The 22,346-nt window shown below is 69.5% G+C and carries 20 protein-coding genes and 2 pseudogenes; 16 read left to right on the top strand and 6 right to left on the bottom strand.

The genetic code is table 11. The features are described 5' to 3' along the window. Positions 1-103 precede the first annotated feature (103 nt). The 3 genes from OG446_RS34580 (at position 104) to OG446_RS34570 (ending at position 4,404) form a co-directional block, all read left to right on the top strand. Positions 104-2,617: a glycoside hydrolase family 3 C-terminal domain-containing protein gene (locus OG446_RS34580; protein WP_328897732.1), complete on the top strand. Its 2,514-nt coding sequence runs from the start codon at positions 104-106 to the stop codon at positions 2,615-2,617. 8 nt (positions 2,618-2,625) lie between these two features. Beyond that, positions 2,626-3,720: a LacI family DNA-binding transcriptional regulator gene (locus OG446_RS34575; RefSeq protein WP_328897731.1), complete on the top strand. Its 1,095-nt coding sequence runs from the start codon at positions 2,626-2,628 to the stop codon at positions 3,718-3,720. 117 nt (positions 3,721-3,837) lie between these two features. Next, entirely contained in the window at positions 3,838-4,404 is a 567-nt protein-coding gene (locus OG446_RS34570; RefSeq protein ID WP_328897730.1) for a hypothetical protein, read from the top strand. A gap of 81 nt (positions 4,405-4,485) precedes the next feature. On the opposite strand, the gene OG446_RS34565 is transcribed toward OG446_RS34570, so the two are convergent. Continuing rightward, complete coding sequence (locus tag OG446_RS34565) at positions 4,486-5,844, bottom strand: ROK family transcriptional regulator (protein WP_328897729.1); 1,359 nt, start codon at positions 5,842-5,844, stop codon at positions 4,486-4,488. 145 nt (positions 5,845-5,989) lie between these two features. Here OG446_RS34565 and OG446_RS34560 point away from each other — a divergent pair, with 145 nt between their 5' ends. The 5 genes from OG446_RS34560 to OG446_RS34540 all read left to right on the top strand — a co-directional run bounded on the left by OG446_RS34560 (position 5,990) and on the right by OG446_RS34540 (position 12,093). Further along, the gene (locus OG446_RS34560; RefSeq protein WP_328897728.1) at positions 5,990-7,303 is read left to right on the top strand and encodes an ABC transporter substrate-binding protein; all 1,314 of its coding nucleotides are present in this window, start codon (positions 5,990-5,992) and stop codon (positions 7,301-7,303) included. A 10-nt stretch (positions 7,304-7,313) separates the two neighbouring features. After that, positions 7,314-8,324, top strand: a complete 1,011-nt coding sequence (locus tag OG446_RS34555) for a carbohydrate ABC transporter permease (RefSeq protein WP_328897727.1) — start codon at positions 7,314-7,316, stop codon at positions 8,322-8,324. Next, complete coding sequence (locus tag OG446_RS34550) at positions 8,317-9,225, top strand: carbohydrate ABC transporter permease (RefSeq protein WP_328897726.1); 909 nt, start codon at positions 8,317-8,319, stop codon at positions 9,223-9,225. The genes OG446_RS34555 and OG446_RS34550 overlap by 8 nt, the downstream gene beginning before the upstream one ends. Positions 9,226-9,245: 20 nt before the next feature. Further along, positions 9,246-10,604 (top strand): GH1 family beta-glucosidase, encoded by a 1,359-nt coding sequence (locus OG446_RS34545; RefSeq protein WP_328898510.1) that lies wholly within the window; start codon positions 9,246-9,248, stop codon positions 10,602-10,604. Positions 10,605-10,974: 370 nt separating this feature from the next. Next, complete coding sequence (locus OG446_RS34540) at positions 10,975-12,093, top strand: acyl-CoA thioesterase/bile acid-CoA:amino acid N-acyltransferase family protein (RefSeq protein ID WP_328897725.1); 1,119 nt, start codon at positions 10,975-10,977, stop codon at positions 12,091-12,093. Positions 12,094-12,152: 59 nt separating this feature from the next. Here OG446_RS34540 and OG446_RS34535 read toward each other — a convergent pair whose 3' ends face one another. Continuing rightward, positions 12,153-12,746: a TetR-like C-terminal domain-containing protein gene (locus OG446_RS34535; protein ID WP_328898509.1), complete on the bottom strand. Its 594-nt coding sequence runs from the start codon at positions 12,744-12,746 to the stop codon at positions 12,153-12,155. Positions 12,747-12,880: 134 nt separating this feature from the next. After that, positions 12,881-13,075, bottom strand: a pseudogene (locus tag OG446_RS37255) (DUF1996 domain-containing protein); the annotation flags it as partial. A 312-nt stretch (positions 13,076-13,387) separates the two neighbouring features. Here OG446_RS37255 and gndA point away from each other — a divergent pair. From gndA to OG446_RS34515, 4 genes and pseudogenes are all read left to right on the top strand, one after another. Further along, the gene (gene gndA, locus OG446_RS34530) at positions 13,388-14,827 is read left to right on the top strand and encodes an NADP-dependent phosphogluconate dehydrogenase (protein WP_328897724.1); all 1,440 of its coding nucleotides are present in this window, start codon (positions 13,388-13,390) and stop codon (positions 14,825-14,827) included. A 145-nt stretch (positions 14,828-14,972) separates the two neighbouring features. Further along, positions 14,973-15,101 (top strand): LPFR motif small protein, encoded by a 129-nt coding sequence (locus OG446_RS34525; RefSeq protein WP_328897723.1) that lies wholly within the window; start codon positions 14,973-14,975, stop codon positions 15,099-15,101. Between the two features lie 269 nt (positions 15,102-15,370). Continuing rightward, positions 15,371-16,894 (top strand): catalase, encoded by a 1,524-nt coding sequence (locus OG446_RS34520; protein WP_328897722.1) that lies wholly within the window; start codon positions 15,371-15,373, stop codon positions 16,892-16,894. Positions 16,895-16,945: 51 nt separating this feature from the next. Then, positions 16,946-17,818 (top strand): annotated as a pseudogene (locus OG446_RS34515) (alpha/beta fold hydrolase). 95 nt (positions 17,819-17,913) lie between these two features. Here OG446_RS34515 and OG446_RS34510 read toward each other — a convergent pair. The 3 genes from OG446_RS34510 to OG446_RS34500 are packed head-to-tail and all read right to left on the bottom strand — an operon-like array spanning position 17,914 to position 20,326. Continuing rightward, positions 17,914-18,948, bottom strand: a complete 1,035-nt coding sequence (locus OG446_RS34510) for an SRPBCC family protein (RefSeq protein ID WP_328897721.1) — start codon at positions 18,946-18,948, stop codon at positions 17,914-17,916. A 5-nt stretch (positions 18,949-18,953) separates the two neighbouring features. Beyond that, entirely contained in the window at positions 18,954-19,805 is an 852-nt protein-coding gene (locus tag OG446_RS34505; protein ID WP_328897720.1) for a histone protein, read from the bottom strand. A 59-nt stretch (positions 19,806-19,864) separates the two neighbouring features. Then, positions 19,865-20,326, bottom strand: a complete 462-nt coding sequence (locus OG446_RS34500) for an Asp23/Gls24 family envelope stress response protein (RefSeq protein WP_328897719.1) — start codon at positions 20,324-20,326, stop codon at positions 19,865-19,867. 207 nt (positions 20,327-20,533) lie between these two features. On the opposite strand from OG446_RS34500, the gene OG446_RS34495 reads away from it, so the two are divergent. The 4 genes from OG446_RS34495 to OG446_RS34480 are packed head-to-tail and all read left to right on the top strand — an operon-like array spanning position 20,534 to position 22,344. After that, a complete protein-coding gene (locus OG446_RS34495; RefSeq protein WP_328897718.1) occupies positions 20,534-20,857 on the top strand; it encodes a gas vesicle protein GvpO in 324 nt (107 codons plus the stop codon). 40 nt (positions 20,858-20,897) lie between these two features. Further along, positions 20,898-21,350, top strand: coding sequence for a gas vesicle protein GvpJ (gene gvpJ / locus OG446_RS34490; protein WP_328897717.1), 453 nt, complete (start codon positions 20,898-20,900; stop codon positions 21,348-21,350). Between the two features lie 3 nt (positions 21,351-21,353). Further along, on the top strand, positions 21,354-22,094 hold the full coding sequence (locus OG446_RS34485; RefSeq protein ID WP_328897716.1) for a GvpL/GvpF family gas vesicle protein: 741 nt from the start codon (positions 21,354-21,356) through the stop codon (positions 22,092-22,094). Position 22,095: 1 nt separating this feature from the next. Further along, positions 22,096-22,344, top strand: coding sequence for a gas vesicle protein GvpG (locus OG446_RS34480; RefSeq protein ID WP_328897715.1), 249 nt, complete (start codon positions 22,096-22,098; stop codon positions 22,342-22,344). The last annotated feature ends 2 nt before the right edge of the window (positions 22,345-22,346 follow it).

Below are 22,346 nucleotides of genomic sequence, written 5' to 3'. Positions count from 1 at the left end.
CGACGCTTGGCGCGGCAGCGCGGGAGAGCGCTCTCCCGGCTGCGCGCGGCAGCGCTGCCGTCGCAGCGCGAGGGCGCTGATCGGGCGCGCGGACTGAGAGGGCATGACCGTCATGAGGGACGAAGAGATCGATCCACTGCTGGAGAAGCTCGACCTGGCGCAGAAGGCGCGCCTGCTGACCGGTGCGAGCACCTGGCGTACACACGCCGAACCGGCTGTGGGACTGCGTGCCCTCACCCTCTCCGACGGGCCTGCCGGGGTACGCGGCGAGACCTGGGACGAGCGCGAGACATCGCTCGTCCTGCCCTCCCCGACGGCGCTGGCCGCCTCCTGGGACGAGCACCTGCTGACGGATCTCGGCGCGCTGCTCGCCTCGGAGGCGCGACGCAAAGGCGTGGACGTACTCCTCGCCCCCACCCTCAATCTGCACCGGTCCCCCCTGGGCGGCCGGCACTTCGAGTGCTTCTCCGAGGACCCGCTCCTCACCGGCCGGACCGGCGCGGCCCTCATCAAGGGCATCCAGTCCGGCGGGGTCGCCGCCACCGCCAAGCACTTCGTCGCCAACGACGCCGAGACGGACCGGCTGATCGTCGACGTCCGCATGGACGAGCAGACACTCCACGAGCTCTATCTCGCCCCCTTCGAGGCGGCGGTGGCGGCCGGCGTCCAGGCGGTCATGTCCGCGTACAACAAGGTCGACGGCGTCACCATGTCCGCCTCCCCGCTGCTGGAGCGCCCGTTGAAGGAGGACTGGGGATTCGAGGGGCCCGTGGTCTCGGACTGGGGTGGTGTGCGCACGCTCCTGGACACCGCACGCTCCGCGCAGGACCTGGCGATGCCGGGGCCGGACGGCCCCTGGGCGGCGGGCCTGCTCGCCGCACTGGAACACGGGCTGGTCTCCCCGGCGGCCGTCGACGACAAGGTGAGGCGGCTGCTCCGGCTCGCCGGGCAGGTGGGTGCGCTGGGAACGCCCCGCCCCGCGCGGCGGCCCGTCATCGCTCCCGGCGCGCAGCGGGCACTGCTGCGCCGGGCCGTCGCCGCGGGCTCGGTGCTGCTGCGCAACGCCGGGGAACTGCTGCCGCTGGACCGTGCCGGGATGCGCTCGGTCGCGGTCATCGGTCCGCATGCCACGGCGGTGCGCGTTCAGGGCGGCGGCAGCGCGGAGGTGTTTCCCGAGGCGGTGGTGACGCCGCTGGCCGGGATCGAGGCAGCGCTCGACGGCGCGGCGGAGGTGACCCACCACCGGGGGCTGCCGCCGTCCGGCCGTCCCCTCCCCCTGGACAGGTCGCGTGATCCTCGCACCGGCACACCGGGCGTGCTCGTCAGGCTGCTGGACGCGGACGGTGACGAACTCCATGCCGAGCACCGGCTGTCCGGGCGGATCGTGGAGCCCTCGGTCGTGGTCGACGGTGCCGCGGCCGTGGAGATCCGGGCCCTGGTCCGCCCCGACGTGGGCGGTGTGTGGACCTGGGCGGTGGGGGGCTGGGGAGCGATCTCCCTGTCCGTCGGCGGCGAGACGGTGCTGTCCGGCACGTTCCCGGTGGACAGCGACGATCCGACCCGGGTCCACGTCGCCCCACCGCTGCACCGAGCCCGGGCCGAACTGGTCGCGGGCGAGGAGGTGGAGGTCGTGGCGCGACGCTCGCTCGCCCCGGGTTCGGGTGTGGCGACCGTCCTCGCCGCCGCCCCTCCCGCCGGCGACGCGGCCTCCGCCCTCGCCGAGGCCGTGGCCGCCGCGCGCGCCGCGGACGTCGCCGTGGTGGTCGTCGGCACGACCGAGGAGAGCGAGTCGGAGGGCCAGGACCGCGAGAGCCTTGGGCTGCCCGACGGCCAGGACGCTCTCGTACGGGCCGTGGCGCGGGCCAATCCGCGCACGGTGGTCGTGGTGAACGCGGGCGGCCCGGTCGCCCTGCCCTGGCACTCCCGGGTGCCCGCCCTGCTGCTCACCTGGTTCCCCGGGCAGGAGGCCGGCGGCGGACTCGCCGACGTCCTGTTCGGCCGGGCCGAGCCGGGTGGCCGGCTGCCCACCACCTGGGGCGCCGCGCAGGACGACGTACCGGTGCTCGGCACCGCGCCCGCGCCCGACGGGCGGCTGCACTACGCGGAGGGCCTGCACATCGGCTACGCGGCCTGGCTGCGGTCCGGGGCCGTTCCGGCCTACTGGTTCGGCCACGGGCTGGGGTACACGAGTTGGGAGTACGAGGATCTGACGGCCCCGGCGACGGTCCGGGCCGGGGATTCCTTCAACGTACGGGTCCGGGTGCGCAACTCGGGGCGGCGGCGCGGCCGTGAGGTGGTCCAGCTCTATCTGGCCAGGAACGGCTCCGCGGTCGAGCGGCCGGCCCGGCGCCTGGTCGGGTACGCGGCGGTCACGGCGGAGCCCGGGGAGAGCACGGTCGCGGTGATCCGGGTTTCGGGGCGCGCCCTGGCACACTGGTCGGCCACGCGGCACGGGTGGGAGACGGAGGCCGGTGACTTCGCCCTGCTGGGCGGCCGTTCGGCGGGCGATCTGCCCCTCGGCACGACACTGACGGCGCTCGCGGCGCGGCGCCCGTCCGGAACGGACGCCGACGGTGGCACGGAGGGCAGTGGAGAGCGCTCTCCGGTGATGCTATAAATGCGCTCATGACGGATGCTCCACGATCGGCCGGTACACCCACCCTTGAGGACGTGGCGAGGGCGGCCGGTGTCTCCCGCGCCACCGTCTCCCGGGTGATCAACGGCGTACGCAATGTCGACCCGGTGATCCAGGAGGCCGTGCGCCGAGCGGTCTCCGTCACGGGCTACGCACCCAACCGCGCGGCGCGCTCCCTGGTGACCCGGCGCACCGACGCCATCGCCCTGGTGGTGTCGGGCGCCGGGGTCGACCCGGAACCGGCCGACGGCGGTTCGGCCGCGGACACGGCCGATCCGGAGAGCGGGTCGTCCTTCACCGCGCAGGTCTTCGCCGACCCGTTCTTCGGCCGGGTGGTGACCGGGGTGGTCAACTACCTCCGGCCACGCGGGATGCACCCGGTCCTGATGTTCGCCGAGACGTCACGGGCCCGTGAGGACGTGGTCTCGTTCCTGCGCCAGGGCAGCGCGGACGGCGCGCTGGTCGTCTCGACGCACGCGGAGGACCCGCTGCCCGGCATGCTCACGGACGCCGGACTGCCCGCGGTGCTGTACGCGCGGCCCGCGCGGCCGGTCCGGATCAGCTATGTCGACCTCGCCCACCAGGACGGTGCACGGCTGGCCGCCGAACATCTGCTGGCCCGCGGCTGCCGCCGCCTCGTGACGATCACCGGGCCGCTCGACGTGCCGGCCGGGCAGGACCGGCTGGCCGGTTTCCGCGACACGCTGGCGCAGCACGGACATCCGTACATCCCGATCGCGGAAGGGCAGTTCACCCAGGAGAGCGGCGAGGCCGCGATGGAGCGGCTGCTGGCCGAACACCCGGATCTGGACGGGGTGTTCGCGGCCAACGACCTGATGGCGACGGGCGCCTGCCATGTGCTGCGGGAACAGGGACGGCGGGTGCCCGAGGACGTCGCGGTGATCGGCTTCGACGACAGCAGCGCGGCGTCCGCCTGCCGGCCGCCGCTGACCACGATCCGCCAGCCGGTCGAGGCGATGGCCGCCGAGATGGCCCGGCTGCTCATCGACGGGCTGTCGAAGCCGGACGGCGCGACGACCTCGGTGATCTTCGAACCGGCACTGGTGGTACGGGACTCGGCGTAGGCCCGGCACCGGCCCGCATGGAGGTCCGCCGCCATCACCCGCCGCCCTGAGGGGTGTTGCACTGCCCGGCCCGAGCGGAAATGATCAGGTGGACGCTGCGCTACGTGATCGGGGTCCATGGTGAGTCTGACCGACCGGATACTGCCCCTGGTGGGTGTCGCCCTCGGAGGGCTCATGTCCTTCCTGGTGAGCAGTCTGAACGAGCGGGCGAGGTGGCGGAGGCAGCAGGCGGTGCGGTGGGACGAGCACCGCCTGACCGCCTATGCGGAGTACGCCCACGCCGTGAAGGAGCTGGCGGCCCGCTATCACATGATCGCCGCGGCGCGGGGTCTGGTGTCGGGACCCATGAAGCTGGAACCGACTCCTGATGTGCTCACGGAACTCGGCGAGCTGGAATCCCGCCGTTCCGCCCTCTCCGAGACGCTGGGGCTCCTCGGCGACACCGAGGCGAACACGGCGTCCAAGACGCTGGACCACTGCCTGTGGCGGCTGGAGACCCTGGCCCGGGGTGTCCCCACAGAAGTCGAGCAGAACTGGGATCAGGCGTTCCAGGAGTTCCGGAGTGCGCGCAGCCGCTACGTGGAGCACGCCCGGGCGAGCCTCGGCGTGCCGGGAGCCGTCGCCCGGGACGTGACCTGGCCGGCCGCGTGGCGCCCGACGTCCCGGTCGTCGTCCTCGCCGTAAGGGGACCCGGCTCTTCGGCCCCACCGCCGCGCCCCGGCGCGGGCGCCGCAGCCGGGCAGGCCGGCCCGGCCCGCCCCCGCCTCACCCCGTCGCGTCCGACACCGACCGCGCGCGCCCCCTCCCCCGTACCGCGTCCACGGCCGTCCGGAACCCCGGCGCCGAAGGGCCGGACGGCGCCTCGGGGGACGGGCGGCTGCCGCCCCGGGCCAGGAAGTCGGACAGCGGGAGTGTCGCGGCGCCCACCGTCACCGCGTCGGGGCCGAGGCGGCCCAGCTCGATCGTGGTGCGGGCCGCGGCGTGGCGGAGCGCGTACTCCTGTGCGTAGCGGCGGATGTCGGGCAGCAGATGCGGTCCGATCAGCAGGCCCGCCCACCCACCGAGCAGGATGCGCTCGGGCAGGAAGAGGTTGATGAGGTCGCCCAGGGCCGCCCCCAGGCATTCGGCCGTCTCGTCGAGAAGGGAGACGGCCAGGGGGTCGGGTTCGCCGCCCGGACCGGGGTAGGCGGCGGCGAGCAGGGCGGCGAGCGCGGTCTCGTCGTCGGCGTCGGCGGGCAGTGGGCCGCCCGCCTCGTGCCAGCGCTCGCGCATCGCCTCGGCGCCCGCGTACGCCTCCAGGCAGCCGATCGACCCGCACCGGCAGCGGCGGCCGCGCAACTGCACGGTGGTGTGGCCCCATTCGAGGGCCGTGCTGCTGCGGGCCTCTCCGAGCAGGTCGCCGTGGTTGACGCAGGCGCCGACTCCGGAGCCGATGAGGGCGACCGCGGAGACGCCGGCGCCGCGTCCGCCGCCGAACCACATCTCGGCCTGGCCGAGGGTCTTGGCCCCGTTGTCGATGAAGAACGGCACCTCGGGCGGGATCCGGACGGCGTCGCGGAGCAGCCGCTCGAAGGGAACGGCGCTCCAGCCGATGGTCTGACCGTGGACGACGGACCCCACGTCACCGACCGAACCGTCCGGCGCGTGGCGTTCGATGATGCCGGGGACGCCGATGCCGATGCCGAGAAGCCGGCCCGGATCGGCGCCGGCGTCGCGCAGTACGTCGGCTACCCCGCTCCGGACGTGCCCGACGATGCGGTCGACGTCGTAGCCGTGCTGGGCCAGCAGACGTTCGGTGCGGGCGAGTTCGGTGAGGGCGAGATCGAAGAGCTCGACCCTGATCCGTGTCTCTCCGATGTCGATGCCGATGAGGAGCCCGCCGCCGGGAGCGACGCGCAGCAGGGTGCGGGGGCGGCCGCCGTCGGAGTCGACGACGCCGGCCTCCTCCAGAAGGCCCTCGGCGGAGAGTTCCGCGACGACGTTGCTGATGGAACCTGAGCTCAGCCCCGTCGCGGGGCCGAGCTCCTGGCGGCTCAGCGGGCCGTCGAAATACAACCGTTGCAATACCCTCGCCCGGTTGCCCCGTCGCAGGTCACGCACGGTCCGTCTGTTGCGCTCAGCCATGTGGCTCCTTCCTTCCCGGCAACATACCGCGACCGCAGGACTTGACGCGACATTCTCTCACCTCTTAAATCACGTCATAAATTAAGTCCTGAAGGTCGTTCGGTTCCCGAACGCGGACTTCCTCCCCGGAAAGGGGCCATCCCGCATGCGCACCATCAGAGCCGCAGCAGCCGCCACCCTCGCGATCTCCATAGCCGCCGGAGTCACCGGCTGCGGAGGCGGTACGTCATCGAGCGGCGGCAGCAACGATTCGCCCAAGACCCTCACCTACTGGGCCTCCAACCAGGGCCCCAGCATCGAGGCCGACAAGAAGATCCTGGCCCCCGAGCTGAAGAAGTTCGAGGAGCAGACCGGAATCAAGGTCAAGCTGGAGGTCGTCCCCTGGGCCGACCTGCTGAACCGGATCCTCGCGGCCACCACGTCCGGCCAGGGCCCGGACGTCCTGAACATCGGCAACACCTGGTCGGCCTCGCTCCAGGCGACAGGGGCGCTGCTGCCCTGGGACAAGGCGAACTTCGACGCGATCGGCGGCCGGGACCGCTTCGTCGACTCCGCGGTCGCCTCGGCGGGCGCGGAGGGCAAGGACCCCTCCGCGGTCCCGCTGTACTCACTCGCGTACGCCCTCTACTACAACAAGAAGAGCTTCGCCGAGGCGGGCATCGACAAGCCCCCGGCCACCTGGGACGAGCTGGTCGAGGACGGCAAGAAGCTCTCCCGGAACGGCAAGTGGGGCCTGGGCGCGGAGGGCTCCAACCTCTCCAACAACATCCACCAGACCTTCGTCCTGGGTCAGCAGCACGGCGCGGACTTCTTCGACGCCGCCGGAAAGCCGACCTTCACCTCCGACGGTGCCGTCGCGGCCGTGAAGCAGTACATCGACTTCATGGCCAAGGACAAGATCATCGCGCCGGGCAACGCCGAGTACGCCCAGAACCAGTCCCTGACGGACTTCGCCAAGGGCAAGACCGCGATGGTGCTGTGGCAGGCCGCTGCCTCGACGTTCGCCTCCCAGGGCATGAAGCCCGAGGACTGGGGGGCGGCACCCGTTCCCGTCGCCTCCGGCACCCCCGGCCAGGGCAAGAACGTCAACTCCATGGTCGCCGGCATCAACATGGCGGTGTTCAAGAACACGAAGAACATCGACGGTGCCAAGAAGTTCGTGAAGTTCATGACGAGCGACGCCGAGCAGAAGCTGCTCAACAAGACCTACGGGTCCATCCCGCCGGTCAAGACCGCCCAGGCCGACGCCGCGTTCTCGGCGCCCGACCTCGCGGTCCTGCGCGACACGCTCGCCAAGAGCGCGGCCCCGCTGCCGCAGGTGGCCAACGAGTCGCAGTTCGAGACGGCCGTCGGCACCGCGGTCAAGGAGCTGTGGGCCGACGCCGCAGCCGGACGCCCCGTGACCACCGAATCCGTCAAGGCGCGCCTCGAAAAGGCCCAGCAGACGATGCAGCAGTAAGGCACCTTCCATGACCGCCACCGTGACCACCGACAGCCGAACCGAAAAGTCGGACAGGTTGACGAGCCGGGGCACCGGGGGTGCGCGCAGGAGACTGCCGCGCATCCCCGACCGGATCCGCCAGGGCGGACTGCCCTACCTCCTGCTCCTGCCGGCCGTCCTGCTCGAACTCCTCATCCATGTGATCCCGATGATCATCGGGATCGTGATGAGCTTCCGCCAGCTCACTCAGTTCTTCATCGGCAACTGGGGCGCAGCGCCCTGGACCGGCCTCGACAACTACAGGATCGCCGTCGATTTCAACGCCCCGATCGGCGAGGCGCTGCTCCACTCGTTCTTCGTCACCTGCGTCTTCACGTTCTTCGCCGTCGGCCTGGCGTGGCTGTTCGGTGTCACGGCGGCGATCATGCTCCAGGAGAACTTCCGCGGCCGCGGTTTCCTTCGGGCGGTCTTCCTCGTCCCGTACGCCCTGCCGGTCTACGCGGCCGTCATCACCTGGGCGTTCATGTTCCAGCGGGACAACGGGCTGGTCAACCACGTGCTCCACGACCAGCTCGGGCTGACCGACCAGCCGTCCTTCTGGCTGATCGGTGACAACAGCATCTACGCGCTGATCGTCGTCTCGGTCTGGAAGGGCTGGCCGTTCGCCTTCCTCATCGTGATGGCCGGGCTGCAGAACATCCCGCGCGAGCTGTACGAAGCCTCCGCGATCGACGGCGCCGGCATCTGGCAGCAGATCCGCAAGATCACGCTGCCGTCGCTGCGCCCGGTCAACCAGGTCCTGGTCCTCGTCCTGTTCCTGTGGACGTTCAACGACTTCAACACCCCGTACGTGCTGTTCGGCAAGGCGGCACCCGAGAACGCGGACCTCATCTCGATCCACATCTACCAGTCGTCGTTCGTCACCTGGAACTTCGGCACCGGATCCGCCATGTCCGTGCTCCTGCTGCTGTTCCTCCTGGTCGTGACGGCCGTCTACCTGCTCATCACCTCGCGCGGAAGGAAGGGTGCAGATGCCTAGCCATGCCCAGCCGGCCGCACTGCCGAGAGCGGTCGGATCAAGGTCACGGTCCCGGTCGCCGATGGCCGCGCCGCGGTCCTTCCTCTGGACCCGCCGCATCATCCTGGCCTTCCTGACCGCGTTCGTCCTGCTGCCCGTGTACGTGATGATCAGCAGCTCGCTCAAGCCGCTCCAGGACGTCTCGGGGAAGTTCCACTGGATCCCGTCCGGGCTGACCGTCAAGCCGTACCTCGACATCTGGGACACCGTCCCGCTCGCCCGGTACTTCGTCAACTCGCTGGTGGTGGCGGGCTCGGCGACGGTCCTTTCGGTGATCATCGCGGTGTTCTCCGCGTACGCCGTCAGCCGCTACAAGTTCCGCGGCAAGCGGGTCTTCACCGTCACGGTGCTCTCCACCCAGATGTTCCCCGGCATCCTCTTCCTGCTCCCGCTGTTCCTCATCTTCGTCAACATCGGGAACAGCACCGGGATCGCGCTGTACGGCTCGCGCGGCGGACTGATCCTCACGTATCTGACGTTCTCGCTGCCGTTCTCCATCTGGATGCTCATCGGGTACTTCGACTCGATCCCCAGGGACCTGGACGAGGCCGCCCTCGTCGACGGCTGCGGACCGCTCGGCGCCCTGTTCCGGGTCGTCGTGCCGGCCGCGGTGCCCGGCATCGTCGCCGTCGCCGTGTACGCGTTCATGACGGCCTGGGGCGAGGTCCTCTTCGCCTCCGTCATGACCAACGACACCACCCGCACCCTCGCCGTCGGTCTCCAGGGCTACGCGACGCAGAACGACGTCTACTGGAACCAGGTCATGGCCGCCTCGCTCGTCGTCAGCGTGCCGATCGTCGGCGGGTTCCTGCTCCTGCAGCGCTACCTCGTCGCCGGCCTCACGGCGGGAGCCGTCAAGTGACCACTTCGGAAAGGAAGTCCGTGAACGACCTCAGCGCCCTCCCGGCCGACTTCACCTGGGGCGTCGCCACCGCCGCGTACCAGATCGAGGGAGCCGTGGCCGAGGACGGCCGCGCGCCCTCGATCTGGGACACCTTCTCCCACACCCCGGGCAAGGTGGCCGGTGGCGACACCGGGGACGTGGCCTGCGACCACTACCACCGCGTCCCCGAGGACATCGCCCTGATCAAGGAGGTGGGGGCGGGCGCGTACCGCTTCTCGCTCGCCTGGCCGCGGATCGTCCCGGGCGGCGACGGCCCGGTCAACGAAGCAGGTCTCGACTTCTACGACCGGCTGGTCGACGGGCTCCTGGACGCCGGGATCACCCCGTTCGCCACGCTCTACCACTGGGACCTCCCGCAGGCGCTCCAGGACCGGGGCGGCTGGACGGTCCGCGAGACCGCGGAGCACTTCGCCGCGTACGCCTCGGTCGTCGTGGACCGTCTCGGGGACCGGGTCAAGGACTGGGCGACGCTCAACGAGCCGCTCTGCTCGGCGTGGATCGGACACCTCGAAGGCACGATGGCTCCGGGGCTCACCGAACTGACCGCCGCCGTCCGCGCCTCGTACCACCTGCACCTGGGCCACGGCCTCGCGGTGCGGGCGATCCGGGCCGCGTCCCCGGACGCCCGCGTCGGCATCGTCAACAACCTCAGCCCGGTCGAGGCCGCCACCGACCGCGAGGCGGACCGGGCCGCCGCGGTGCGCGGGGACGGCCACATCAACCGCTGGTGGCTCGACCCGATCCTCGGGCGCGGCTACCCGCAGGACATGGTGAACCTGTACGGAGTCGAACTCCCGGTACAGGACGGCGACATGGATCTCATCTCGGCGCCGCTCGACTGGATGGGCGTGAACTACTACTTCCGCCAGGTCGTCACCGCCGACGCGACCGGCCCCGTCCCGCACGCCAAGCAGGTCTACCTGCCCGGCTCCCGCCACACCCACATGGACTGGGAGGTCCACGCGCAGGGCCTGGAACAGCTCCTTCTGCGCCTGACCGAGGAGTACGGCGTCCAGCGCCTCTACGTCACCGAGAACGGCGCCGCGTACCAGGACGTCGTCCTCGCCGACGGTTCGGTGCACGACCCGGAGCGGACCCAGTACCTGGAGGAGCACCTGGCCGCCTGCGCCCGCGCCGTCCGCAAGGGCGCGCCGCTCGCCGGCTACTTCGCCTGGTCCCTGCTCGACAACTTCGAGTGGGCGTACGGCTACGACAAGCGGTTCGGCCTGGTCCACGTCGACTACGCGACCCAGCGCCGCACCGTCAAGAGCAGCGGCCGGCGGTACGCCGAACTGGCCCGCGAAGTGGCGGCGGGCCGATCGCGCAAGGCCGCCTGACCTCCCCGCGAGGGCGTCGGGGCGCCCCTGCCATCCAGCAGCCTCCGGCCGCGACGGACGACCGTCGCCGCCGGAGGTTTCGCGGTTCGCGGTTCTCCTGGCCCAAGAATTCGAAAAGTCTGCCTTCCGGTTGCCCGATCCTCGGCGAGGAACCCGGTCCACGTGATTGGTTTCCGTGTACAGCCAATACGGCGACGTCAGTTGGGGGCACATCGTGAGAACGAAGGGTGTGAACGGCCGGGCAACGGCGTGGCGGACTCGCGCAGTCGCGGTGGCGTGCTGCCTGGGCCTGTCAGGTGCGGGCGCGTGTTCGTCGGGGCCCGAGCACAGCACCCGGGCGCGCATCCAGGTGGACCGGGCGGAATCTCTCGTGGACGACGCGGTGCGGGTCCGGGTCTCGGGCCTGCATCCGCACGAGGAGGTCACCGTCACCGCAGGCGCAGCGGACTATCGGGGTGCCCCATGGGCAAGCCGGGCCGTCGTCACCGCGGACGACACCGGAACAGTGGACCTCAACCGTGCGCGATCACGTTCAGGCACCTACCGCGGCGTGGACGGCATGGGCCTGTTCTGGTCCATGACGTCACATCAGAAAGGCTCGGGCAAGGAGTCGTTCGCCTCCAAACCACCGGAGCAGCAGGCGTCCTACAAGGTGACGCTCGCCGTGAAGGCGGGCGGCAAGCAGATCGCGACGCGTGCGTTGACGCGCACGTGGATGAGCGAGGGCACGACCTACCAGGCCCTGCACGGGTCCATGAACGGCCTGTACGGGAGCCTCTACCTTCCGCCGCCCCACTCGCCACGACGTGCACCGGTCCTGACCATCGGCGGCTCGGAGGGCGGCACCAGCAACCGCCTCGCCGCCGCGTTGCTCGCCTCCCACGGGCACCCCGTCCTCGCCCTGTGCTACTTCGGCTGCCCGGGGCGTCCGGAGAGCCTGGAGAACATCAGGCTGGAGTACTTCGCCACGGCCGCGCGGTTCCTGGACCGGCAACACGGCACGAGGAATGCCAAACCTGCGGTGATCGGAGTCTCCCGCGGGACGGAGGCAGCCCAACTTCTCGCCCACGCCTACCCCGGCCTCGTCAGCGATGTCGTCCTCTACGCCCCGTCCCGGAACACCACGCCGGGCTACCCCCATGGCATCGCATGGACCAGGGACAACAAGCCGGTCGACCTCACCCCGATTCCACTCGGCAACGTGAAGGGCAGCGTTCTGGCGATCGCGGGTGATGACGACCGGCTCTGGCAGTCGGCCGAAGCCGCCCGCAGCATCGGGGACGAGCAGTCGCGCCCGGGCCGGCAGCGCGAGGCCCTGGTCTACAGGAAGGCGGGCCACGCCATCGGCTGGTACCCCTACAGCCCCACGGCCCACTACGCCCTGAACCGGCTGTCGAACAGGTACATGGACCTCGGTGGGACATCGGCCGGGAACGCTCACGCACAGGCGGACGGCTGGCCCCGCGTGCTCAGGCTTCTCGGTGAGTGAGACCGCATCACGGAGCGTCCGACCGCGCTGCGCCGGCGGCATGTTCACGTCCACGGCATTCACTCCTCGCGCGCGGCCCCGCCGGTCGCCGACGGCCAGTTCGAGAGCAGGAAGTGCAACGCCTCGACGGCGCGCTCCCATGAGGTCTGCACCGCTCGTGGCGCACCGAACCCGCCGTCCGCCTCAAGGGCGGTGAACCCGTGGAACGTGCTGCGCAGCAGCCGTACCGCGTCCGTGAGATCAGGTTCGGTCAGGCCGTAGGCGCGCAGCATGGACGACGTGGTCGCGATGGTCCTGTGGTACGCGGGCGATGCGGCGGCGACGGCAGGGTCGACGCGCATCCGGGTCGCCTCGTAGCGGCCCGGGCACTCCAGCGCGAAGGACCGGTAGGCGTCGGCGAAGGCGATCAGGGCGTCCCGCCCGGCCCGGCCGGCCACGGCGGTCTCGATCCGGTCGATGAACTCCCCCGCGGCCAGCAGCGCCACCCTGGTACGCAGATCCTGGAGGTTCTTGACGTGGGAGTACAGGCTGGCGTCCTTGACGCCGAAGCCGCGGGCCAGCGCGGAAATGGTGACCTTGTCGAAGCCGGTCGCGTCCGCCAGGTCGGCGGCCGCCGCGACGACGCGGTCGGTCGTGAGCCCCGCGCGTACCATCCCCACCCCATCGCCGTACCGCCTCGGCCCCTCGGCCTTCTCCGGAATATACACAGGCGGGCGCCCGGTCAGGAAAGCCGGCGGCCCGCGGTGGCCACGGATCGCCGTGAGCACCTCGGGCCATTGCGCCGAAGGTCGCCCGGCGCCTTGCAGGCGGTGCCGCGCGCACCGAGGGAGTCCGTGGTGCCGCCGGCGTTCGTGGTGTTCCTTGCCCGTGCACGGGTGGTGGTGCGACGTGCCGGTCCGGCCGGGGCAGACGATCGGTCGTCGGGCGCGGTGTGACTGACCGAGCAGTTCGCCTGGAACTCGTGGAAGTAGCGGTACGGGGGGCCGTTCGGCGGACAGCGGAGCCGGATGGTGCGGCGCGGAGAGGCCGCTTCGGGGCGGCAGCCGGAAACACTCCGGAGAGCGCTCTCCAGTACTCTGTCAGGGTTGCGCCGCTGCTCAGGAGTGTCGGGAGCTGGTGAACAACAGCGGCAGGGGAGCCTGTTGCGCTCGGATCCGGGTGCCGTCGAGCCGTTGAACAGGCCGTCCTTCCCTCCCGTATCCATACTGGACATCGCAGCCTCCCGGCGCCCCGCCCCGGCTTCCCTGCCTGCGGGCCGGCCCCGGCCTCCCCGACAGATTGCAGGAGCAGACAGATGAGCGGCACTGCCCAGATCGGCGTCACCGGACTCGCGGTGATGGGCCGCAACCTGGCCCGCAACTTCGCCCGCAACGGCTACACCGTCGCCGTGCACAACCGCACGACGGCGAAGACGGACGCCCTGGTCGAGGAGTTCGGCGACGAGGGGACCTTCGTGGCCGCGCGCACGCCCGAGGAGTTCGTCGCGGCCCTGGAACGGCCGCGCCGCCTGATCGTCATGGTGAAGGCGGGCGAGCCGACGGACGCGGTCATCCAGGAGTTCGCCCCGCTGCTGGACGAGGGCGATGTCATCATCGACGGCGGCAACGCCCACTTCGAGGACACCCGCCGCCGCGAGAAGGAGCTGCGCGGACGCGGAGTCCACTTCGTCGGCGCCGGTATCTCGGGCGGCGAGGAGGGCGCGCTGAACGGCCCCAGCATCATGCCGGGCGGTTCGGCCGAGTCGTACGTGTCGCTGGGACCGATGCTGGAGAAGATCGCGGCGAAGGCGAAGGACGGCGCGCCCTGCACCACGCACATCGGGCCCGACGGCGCCGGTCACTTCGTCAAGATGGTGCACAACGGCATCGAGTACGCGGACATGCAGCTCATCGGCGAGGCGTACCAGCTGCTCCGCGACGTGGCCGGCTACTCCCCCGCCCAGATCGCGGAGATCTTCCGCACGTGGAACACCGGGCGTCTGGACTCCTACCTCATCGAGATCACCGCAGATGTGCTCTCGCACGTCGACGCGGCGACCGGTCAGCCCTTCGTTGACGTCGTGCTCGACCGGGCGGAGCAGAAGGGCACCGGCCGCTGGACCGTACAGATCGCCCTCGACCTGGGGGTTCCCGTCTCCGGCATCGCCGAGGCCGTCTTCGCCCGTTCGGTCTCCGGCCACGCCGACCTCCGTGATGCCTCACGCCACCTCGCCGGACCGACCGTCCGCAAACTCGGCGAGGACGACGCGGCGGCGTTCGCCGACCACGTGGAGCAGGCCCTGTACGCCTCGAAGATCGTCGCCTACACGCAGGGCTTCCACGAGATCGCGGCCGGCAGCGAGCAGTACGCCTGGGACATCGACCTCGGCAAGGTCGCCGCGATCTGGCGTGGCGGCTGCATTATCCGGGCCGCGTTCCTCGACCGCATCACCAGCGCCTACGAAGCCCGGCCCGACATGCCGAGTCTCCTCTCCGACAAGAGCTTCGCCGAGGAGATCGCCGCCGCCCAGGACGACTGGCGCACCGTGATCGCCACTGCCGTCACCCAGGGCGTCCCGACTCCGGCCTTCGCCGCCACCCTCGCGTACTACGACTCCCTGCGCGCGGAACGCCTCCCCGCCGCCCTGACCCAGGGCCAGCGCGACTACTTCGGCGCACACACCTACCACCGCACCGACCGCGAGGGCACCTTCCACACCCTCTGGGGCGACGACAAGAGGGAAGTCAGTAAATGACCGACGTCGCACGCGCGGGCATGACAAGCGGGCGGGATGGGCCGTTTCCCATGAGGGAGCAGGGGTACGCGACGCAGACACTCGATTACGCAACCCGCGCTCCGGAACTTACGGTGGGGGTTAACCGGATGGAAGGGAAAGCGCCATGCTCAAGGCAATCGCAGATGTTCTCCGTTCAATCGGCAGCGCCATCGCCACGGTAGTCAGCCTGCCGTTCCGTGCGCTCGGTCGTCTTTTCAGCGGAGCCTCCAGCTCGGCACACCGCCACAGCTGACGCATGATGTCCGCCCCCGGAACGGGTGCCGGGCGTTGTCCGCAGCCACCGCCACCCATTCGTCTGCATTCCGGATTTCCTGGTGGGCGGCCGCACTCTCCGCGCTTTCGCCGGCGCGTTGGAGCGGCATGACTGCGTCCATGGAAGCGCTGTGGCGTACCCCAGGTTTGACATCCTTCAATCCGGGCTAGTCGAACTTTCGTGACGTCGTTTCGCCTTCCCGGCGGGACCAGCTTTGCACGCACAGAAACACGATGGAGGGCAACCGGATGACCGACACTTCACGTGAGCCGACCACCACCGATTCCGGAGCCCCGGTGGAGAGCGACGAACACTCGCTCACTGTCGGACCGGGCGGCCCGATTCTGCTGCAGGACGCCTACCTGATTGAGCAGATGGCACAGTTCAACCGGGAACGAATCCCCGAGCGTCAGCCTCACGCAAAGGGAAGCGGGGCCTTCGGGCATTTCGAGGTGACCGCTGATGTCAGCGCCTACACAAAGGCTGCGGTGTTCCAGCCCGGTACCACGACCGACCTCGTGGCCCGTTTCTCCACCGTCGCGGGCGAGCGTGGCAGCCCGGACACGTGGCGTGACCCCCGGGGCTTCGCGGTGAAGTTCTACACCAGCGAAGGCAACTACGACATGGTGGGGAACAACACCCCCGTGTTCTTCGTGAAGGATCCGATGAAGTTCCAGCACTTCATCCGCTCCCAGAAACGACGCGCGGACAACAATCTGCGCGACCACGACATGCAGTGGGACTTCTGGACCCTCTCGCCCGAGTCGGCCCACCAGGTCACGTGGCTGATGGGCGACCGAGGCATCCCGCGCACCTGGCGCCACATGAATGGCTACACCTCCCACACCTACATGTGGATCAATGCGCAGGGCGACCGCTTCTGGGTGAAGTACCACTTCAAGACCGATCAGGGGATCGAGTACTTCACGCAGGACGAAGCCGACCAGATGGCCTCGGCGGACACGGATTACCACACCCGGGACCTCTTCGAGCACATCCGTGACGGCGAATACCCGAGCTGGACCCTGCGCGTACAGGTCATGCCGTACGAGGACGCCGCTGAGTACCGGTTCAACCCGTTCGACCTGACCAAGGTGTGGCCGCACAGCGACTATCCGCTGATCGAGGTGGGCCGGATGACGCTGGACCGCAACCCCACCGACAACCACGCCGAAATCGAGCAGGCGGCCTTCCAGCCGAACAACCTGGTCCCCGGCATCGGCCCCAGCCCGGACCGCATGCTGCTGGCCCGGCTGTTCTCGTACGCGGACGCGCACCGCCACCGCATCGGGGGCAACTACCAGCAGCTCCCCGTCAACGCGCCCGTCGCGCCCGTGAACACGTACTCGAAGGACGGGGCGATGGCGTACCGCAAGACCGCGGACCCCGTCTACGCGCCGAATTCCAAGGGCGGCCCCGCGGCGGACACGGACCGGTACGGCAACCCGCCCAGCTGGTACACCGACGGCGACATCACCCGGGCCGCCTACGTCTCCCATGCCGAGGACGACGACTGGGGACAGGCGGGCACCATGGTGCGCGAGGTCCTCGACGACGCGGCCCGTGAGCGTCTGGTGGACAACGTCGTCGGCCATCTCCTCAACGGCGTGACAGAACCCGTTCTGCAACGAGCCTTCGAGTACTGGTCCAACGTCGACAAGTCGATCGGCGAGCGCATCAAGCAGGGTGTTCACGCCAAGGCGGACGAGAAGGACCCCAAGGCCGCGAAGCAGAGCAACCCCACGCGCCGGGACATGCAGGCGAAGGCCTGATATCGGACGCGGCGGAGCCGTCGCGCCTGCCCTCACCACCATCGGTGACCGATGTCCGGGTTCCGGGGTGGTCAGAGGGCAGGCGATGGGCCTGGGCCGCAGCTTCGGGACGGGCACACACGCCCCCAGCAGTCGGTTCAGGCCACATGGTCATCCGCGGACGCACGCAACGTGGCACGGCGTGGCCCCGCTACTGGTCGCAGCTGGTCACACCGTGATCTGTCCCGATCTACGTGGCTATGGCGAGTCGTCGAAGCCCCCGACCGACCAGGAGCCCGTCCGTACTCCAAGCGCGCCATGGCCGGCGACTGCCTGGCGTTGATGCGTGGCCTGGGCCACGAACGGTTCGCCGTCGTCGGCCACGACCGAGGAGCGTACGTGGCCACCCGCCTCGCCCTGGACCACCCCGCGGCCGTCTCCGCACTCAGCGTGCTGGACGCCGTCCCCATCGGTGAGGCACTGCGCCGGTGCGACGCAGAGTTCGCCGCGAGCTGGTGGCACTGGTTCTTCCTCGGGCAGACCGACAAGCCCGCCGAACGAATCATCAGCGCGGATCCTGACGCCTGGTACAGAGCCACACCCGAGCAGATGGGCGCCGAGGCGTACGAGGACTACCACCGCGCCATCCACGACCCGTCCACCGTGCACGCCATGTGCGAGGACTACCGGGCCGGCCTGGGCATCGACCGCGAGCACGACGACGCCGACCGGCGGGCCGGCCGCCGCATCGAGTCTCCGATGCAGGTGCTGTGGGCCGCCCGTGACGATATGGCCGACCTCTATGGTGACGTGCTGGACGTGTGGCGGGACTGGGCGGGCGACCGGCTGGAGGGGAGCTCGATCGACTCCGGCCACCACATCGCCGAGGAAGCGCCCGAGGCGCTCGCTGTCACGCTGGACGAGTTCTGGAGAACTGCCGCTTGAGGCACCCGCACAAGTGCCGTCGCAAGCGAGGCGTCCGATGGCATGACGGAGACTATGGGGACTCCCGAAAGCCCCGGGCGCCGGCCGGATACCTCTCATCTTGCTTCTTCGTCCTCTGCCTCGCCTTCGTATTCGTCGTCGGGTTCTTCGTATTCGTCCTCGTCCTCGTCCTCGTCTTCTTCGTACTCGTCCTCTTCGGGCTCGTCTTCTTCGTACTCGTCCTCTTCGGGCTCGTCCTCTTCGGGCTCGTCCTCTTCGGGCTCGTCCTCTTCGGGCTCGTCCTCTTCGGGCTCCTCGTCCTCCGGTTCATCGTCCTCGAGCCCTTCCTCATGGCTGCGGACGACTTCCCCGTCGCGGATCTCCCCGCGCCAGCCTTCGACATCCTCGTCGTCGGTGAGCGTGGCGTACCGCTGGAAATGCTTGAGATCCAGTCGCAGTCGGCGTCCCTGCGCACGCCAGATGTTGCCCGTCTTCTCGAAGAATCCGGACGGGGTGTACTCGACGACAACGACGATGCGGGTCAGGGACGGAGCCAGTTCGTGGAAGGTGATGGCACCATGCGTCGTCCCTTTGTCACCTTCGGACGTCCAGACGATGCGGTCATCGGGCACCTGCTCCTGCACCGTGGACTTCCAACTACGGTTGGAGAAAGCAACCTTGAGCTTCCAGTCGCTCTCGACCTCATCCGACTTGGTCACGCTGGTGACGCCTCTGGTGAAGGAGTTGAACTCCTCTATCTCGGTCCAGCGGTCATAGACCGTGCGCAGGGGTTTACCGACATCGATGGTCTCCACGATGTTGGTCACCTTGGCGCTGCCGGATGAGCTGCCACCGCCTCCGAACGCACTCTTGACCGAGTCCACGGCCTTGTCCTTGAGCGCGCCGGCCTTCTCGCCCACAAACGCCTTGGCCGGGTTCTCGCCGCCGAGTACCCGTTTCCCGACGTCCAACAGGCCCCCGCCCCCGCCGCCCTCGCCGTCCCCAAGTCCCTGGGCAAGGTCGTTGAGCTTCCCGCCGGCGGAGTCCAGCAGCCGCTGCCCCTGAGCCCCGACGTAGGCGGACAGTTGCTCCTTGATCTGGTCCAGGCCGGATGCGTCCTTGTCCGTAGGGTCGTCCTCCTGCTTGACCATGTGACCTACCTCCTCCGGCCGGCGCGCTTCGCGGACTTCTTCGCAGTGCCCTTCTCCGGCGACGACTTCTTGGCCGCGGCCTTCTTTGTCGGCTTACTGGGCGCCGCCTTCTTGGCCGGTGCCTTCTTGGCGGGTGCCTTTTTCGCCGGCGCCTTCTTGGCGGGCGCCTTCTTGGCCGGAGCCTTCTTGGCCGGCGCCTTCTTGGCCGGCGCCTTCTTGGCCGGCGCCTTCTTGGCCGGAGCCTTCTTGGCCGGAGCCTTCTTAGCAGCCGCGCGCTTTGCCGGACGACGCCGAGGAGGTTCCTGTTCCTCTTCGTCCTCTTCTTCCTCGTCCTCGTCCTCGTCCTCTTCCTCTTCCTCCTCGTCCTCCGGCTCCTCCTCCGGCTCCTCGTCCTCCGGCTCCTCCTCCGGCTCCTCGTCCTCCGGCTCCTCCTCCGGCTCCTCGTCCTCCGGCTCCTCTGCCTCGTCTTCTTCCTCTTCCTCTTCCTCTTCTTCGGCCTCTTCGGGTTCCTCCTCGGGCTCCTCCTCGGCCTCTTCGTCCGGTCCTGCGAGCAGCGCTTCGGTCCGCTGCTGGAGTACGTCGGCGACGGCTTCGAGACGACGGTTCGCCGTTGCCGACAGCGCTGCACGCCCGGCATCCAGCAGTTCACCCCGCGCCTGCTCAACCAGCGGCGCCACCGCGGGATTCTCCGCCAGCTTGCGTACGCCCAGAGTGACGGCCTCCCTTGGATTGAGTGGTAGTTGCTGGCCCGCTACGAGGGAGGCGATGCCGAGGGCGAGCTTCCCTTTCTTGGTCCGGCCAAGGACATAGCCCGCCGCTACGGCGGCGGCGAGAGCGACCTTTTTGTTGTTTTCCATGAGTGCCTCGAATCGCTGGGAGAAGGGTGGCGAGGCCCTTCCGGGCCCCAGGAGCGGCGCTACCGGACTCGCGGGCTCCCGCCGCCGCTGTCCTCGTCGCCGTCTTCGTCATCCGATCCGGCCAGGTGGACGTCGAGCACCCTGATGTTGATCTCGACGACTTCCAGGCCCGTCATCGTCTCCACCGCGTCCGTCACCCGCGAGCGGATCTCCTTCGCGGCGTCCCCGATGGGTTCGCCGTACTCCACGACCACGTCCAGATCGATCGCGGCCTGCTCCTCGCCGACCTCGACCTTGACGCCCCTGCTGGGGTCGGACGTCTTGGCCACCCTGTCCCGCACTGATCCGAGCGCCCGTGAAGCGCTGCCGCCCAGCGAGTAGATTCCGTCGGTCTCACGGGCCGCGATGCCCGCGATGGTGGCGACGACGTTGTCGGCGATGGTGATCGTGCCGCGTGGCCCTCCACTGCTGCCACCGTTCGTGCCTTGAGGCGTGCTGCCACTGATGTCGGTGCTGGCCATCGGAGATCCTCCAGAGAAGAGGGACGTGTCTGCGAGTGCCACGACGGTGCTGCAGCGAGCGCTGGCCCGCATCGCGGTGCGCACCCTCATTCCAATGTCCTCCGGCTTCCGATAAGCCGCCATTTGGCTGATTCCGGGTTCTCGGTGGTCTCCCGTTCGGTCCAGCACCGCATGCGGTGCGACCGCGCGCTCAGCAGACTGGCGACCATGCCAGAGCAGCGTGCCGGGAAAGCCCGGACCTCCCGATCCACTCACTCCTCCGCGGGCAAGGAGCACGTCGGCGGAGCGGTGGAGGCGGCCGAACACGCGTGTCAGAACCTGAGAAGGCTGATCGGACACAAGGCCGAAGGCGTGTCCGCGATCTCGCGGACCGACGGCGGCTGGCACGTCGACGTCGATGTCCTGGAGCTCCCGCGCATTCCCGACACCACCAGCCTCCTCGCCACGTACGAAGTGGACATCGATGAGGACGGTTCGCTGCTGCAGTACCGCCGAGTACGTCGCTACCGCCGCGGTCAGGCAGACACGTGAGCGCCTGGTACCTGAGCCAATCCCGAAAGACGGTCACCCCTTGAGTACATACAGCGAGGAGGTTGTCCGCGTTCCCCGCGCCGGCAGCCTCTATGACGTCCTGGAACTCATCCTCGACCGCGGCATGGTCATCGACATCTTCGTACGTGTGTCGCTGGTCGGCATCGAGATCCTGAAGATCGATGCACGGATCGTCGTCGCCAGTGTCGACACCTACCTGCGGTTCGCCGAAGCCTGCAATCGGCTGGACCTGGAGACCGACGCGAACAGCAGGACGGTGCCGGAACTGTTCGGCGGCGGCATGGCGAAGAGCGTCGGGAAGGCAGGGGCGAAGAAGGCCGCGCACTCCGTGACCGACAAGGTCAAGAAGGCCGTCGGCGTGGGTGAGGACGATGAGGACGAACTGGAGGAGGAACGCCCGCGCCGGTCCAAGACGTCCCGCTCCCGGAGCACCGAAAGCGAACGCCCCCGCCGCCGCAAAGAGGAGCGCTGACCCATGACCGCTTCGGGCATTTACGTGTATGGCATCGTGGGCGGCTCCCACCCGCTTCCCCCCGATGCCGTCGGCGTCGGTGAGCCGCCGGCACCGGTGCGGTTGCTGCCGGCCGAGGATCTCGCTGTCGTGGTCAGCGCTGCGCATCCGGACCTCAGGGCCCGGCGACGCGACCTGATGGCGCATCAGGGCCTTCTCATGGGGCTGGCCGAATCCGGACCCGTGCTGCCGATGCGCTTCGGAATGGTCGCACCGGACGAGGCCACGGTGCTGGCCGGTGTAGCGGCACACCGGAGTGAGCACGCCGCGGTTCTGAAGCGGCTTGACTCCCGCATCGAGATGAACGTCAAGATCACGCCGGTGCAGGACAACCTGGCCGCGCTGATCCGTGAGGACCCGGTGGTCCGGAGGGTCCGCGAGGAGACACGTCGGCACCCCGGTTACGAAGCCAACGTCCGGCTCGGCGAAGCCGTGGCGGCAGGTCTGCGGCGCAGGGCCGCGGCGGCAGCGGCCCGGCTGCCGGCCGAATTCGCCGGGATTGCCCACGACATGTGTCCGGGGCCGGACGTGGACGGCTGCGTACTGAACGTGTCCTTCCTGGTCTCCCGCCGCGAGGTGGAGCATTTCCGCGGCGTTGCCGAGCGATTCGCCACGGACCATTCGGACCACATCGACCTACGGGTGACCGGACCGCTGCCCTGCTACAGCTTCGTGGCTCCACAGCCCGTCCCGGCCAGGGCCTGACATGGGTCTGCTCTCCGGTGTCCTGCTCCTCCCCCTGGCACCCGTACGCGGCGTGGTCTGGGTCTCCGACCGGCTCATCGACGCGGCGGAGGCGGAACTCTACGACCCGGCAGTGATCCGTACGCAGCTCGCGGAGCTCAACCGCGCCCTGGACGACGGTGAGATCGACGTCACACGGTTCGAGCGCGAGGAGGAACGGCTGCTGGACATTCTCGACAGGAAATCACCGGTACCCGGAGGCACACCGTGACA

This window comes from Streptomyces sp. NBC_00236, assembly GCF_036195045.1.
Classification (GTDB): domain Bacteria; phylum Actinomycetota; class Actinomycetes; order Streptomycetales; family Streptomycetaceae; genus Streptomyces.
Note: the sequence above shows the minus strand (reverse complement) of the source record. Positions and strands in the feature narration are given on the sequence as shown.

Bases quoted from the DNA above. Each gene is read 5' to 3' on its own strand.
- OG446_RS34525 (WP_328897723.1), top strand. From the start codon at position 14,973: ATGCTCAAGGCAATCGCAGATGTTCTCCGTTCAATCGGCAGCGCCATC.
- OG446_RS34555 (WP_328897727.1), top strand. From the start codon at position 7,314: ATGACCGCCACCGTGACCACCGACAGCCGAACCGAAAAGTCGGACAGG.
- OG446_RS34520 (WP_328897722.1), top strand. From the start codon at position 15,371: ATGACCGACACTTCACGTGAGCCGACCACCACCGATTCCGGAGCCCCG.
- OG446_RS34560 (WP_328897728.1), top strand. From the start codon at position 5,990: ATGCGCACCATCAGAGCCGCAGCAGCCGCCACCCTCGCGATCTCCATA.
- OG446_RS34570 (WP_328897730.1), top strand. From the start codon at position 3,838: ATGGTGAGTCTGACCGACCGGATACTGCCCCTGGTGGGTGTCGCCCTC.
- OG446_RS34565 (WP_328897729.1), bottom strand. From the start codon at position 5,844: ATGGCTGAGCGCAACAGACGGACCGTGCGTGACCTGCGACGGGGCAAC.
- OG446_RS34500 (WP_328897719.1), bottom strand. From the start codon at position 20,326: ATGGCCAGCACCGACATCAGTGGCAGCACGCCTCAAGGCACGAACGGT.
- OG446_RS34485 (WP_328897716.1), top strand. From the start codon at position 21,354: ATGACCGCTTCGGGCATTTACGTGTATGGCATCGTGGGCGGCTCCCAC.
- gndA (WP_328897724.1), top strand. From the start codon at position 13,388: ATGAGCGGCACTGCCCAGATCGGCGTCACCGGACTCGCGGTGATGGGC.
- OG446_RS34575 (WP_328897731.1), top strand. From the start codon at position 2,626: ATGACGGATGCTCCACGATCGGCCGGTACACCCACCCTTGAGGACGTG.
- OG446_RS34535 (WP_328898509.1), bottom strand. From the start codon at position 12,746: ATGGTACGCGCGGGGCTCACGACCGACCGCGTCGTCGCGGCGGCCGCC.
- OG446_RS34480 (WP_328897715.1), top strand. From the start codon at position 22,096: ATGGGTCTGCTCTCCGGTGTCCTGCTCCTCCCCCTGGCACCCGTACGC.
- OG446_RS34505 (WP_328897720.1), bottom strand. From the start codon at position 19,805: ATGGAAAACAACAAAAAGGTCGCTCTCGCCGCCGCCGTAGCGGCGGGC.
- OG446_RS34495 (WP_328897718.1), top strand. From the start codon at position 20,534: ATGCCAGAGCAGCGTGCCGGGAAAGCCCGGACCTCCCGATCCACTCAC.
- OG446_RS34550 (WP_328897726.1), top strand. From the start codon at position 8,317: ATGCCTAGCCATGCCCAGCCGGCCGCACTGCCGAGAGCGGTCGGATCA.
- OG446_RS34580 (WP_328897732.1), top strand. From the start codon at position 104: ATGACCGTCATGAGGGACGAAGAGATCGATCCACTGCTGGAGAAGCTC.
- OG446_RS34510 (WP_328897721.1), bottom strand. From the start codon at position 18,948: ATGGTCAAGCAGGAGGACGACCCTACGGACAAGGACGCATCCGGCCTG.